General features: G+C 50.9%; 1 rRNA gene. It reads left to right on the forward strand.

Going from position 1 to position 1025, the window contains the following annotated elements:
* Positions 1 to 103: 103 nt before the first annotated feature.
* A 23S ribosomal RNA gene (locus ACNPNW_RS06345) occupies positions 104 to 1025 on the forward strand; the annotation flags it as partial.

Raw genomic sequence — 1025 nt, forward strand, 5'->3', positions numbered from 1 at the left:
TTAATTAGTTATTAGTTGATACGAGGATTCCAACCGGAAGGTCGAAGATTGTTTTTTTCTCTGGAGAAATTCAATGTCCGATATTTTCCTACGGAAAAATCGAGGTTAAGCTAATAAGAGCACACGGAGGATGCCTAGGCGCCAGGAGCCGACGAAGGACGTGGCGAACAACGAAACTGCCTCGGGGAGCTGTAAGCAAGCTTTGATCCGGGGGTGTCCGAATGGGGAAACCCAGCTGTGGTAATTCGCAGTTACTCATACCTGAATACATAGGGTGTGTAGAGGCAGACCAGGGGAACTGAAACATCTAAGTACCCTGAGGAAGAGAAAACAATAGTGATTCCGTCAGTAGCGGCGAGCGAACGCGGAACAGCCTAAACCAGGAGGCTTGCCTCCTGGGGTTGTGGGACGTCTCACATGGAGTTACAAAGGAATATGGTAGGTGAAGAGGTCTGGAAAGGCCCGCGATAGAGGTAAAAGCCCTGTAACCTAAACTGTGTTCTCTCCGAGACGGATCCCGAGTAGTGCGGGGCACGTGAAACCCCGTATGAATCCAGCAGGACCATCTGCTAAGGCTAAATACTACCTGGCGACCGATAGTGAATCAGTACCGTGAGGGAAAGGTGAAAAGCACCCCGGAAGGGGAGTGAAATAGAACCTGAAACCGTGTGCTTACAAAAAGTCAGAGCCCAATTTAGGGGTGATGGCGTGCCTTTTGTAGAATGAACCGGCGAGTTACGTTTAACATGCAAGGTTAAGTCGAGAAGACGGAGCCGCAGCGAAAGCGAGTCTGAATAGGGCGATTTAGTATGTGGACGTAGACCCGAAACCGTGTGATCTACCCCTGTCCAGGGTGAAGGTGCGGTAACACGCACTGGAGGCCCGAACCCACGTACGTTGAAAAGTGCGGGGATGAGGTGGGGGTAGCGGAGAAATTCCAATCGAACTCGGAGATAGCTGGTTCTCCCCGAAATAGCTTTAGGGCTAGCCTCGGTGTAAGAGTAGTGGAGGTAGAGCACTGATTG

The sequence above is a fragment of the Acinetobacter endophylla genome (assembly GCF_053543775.1).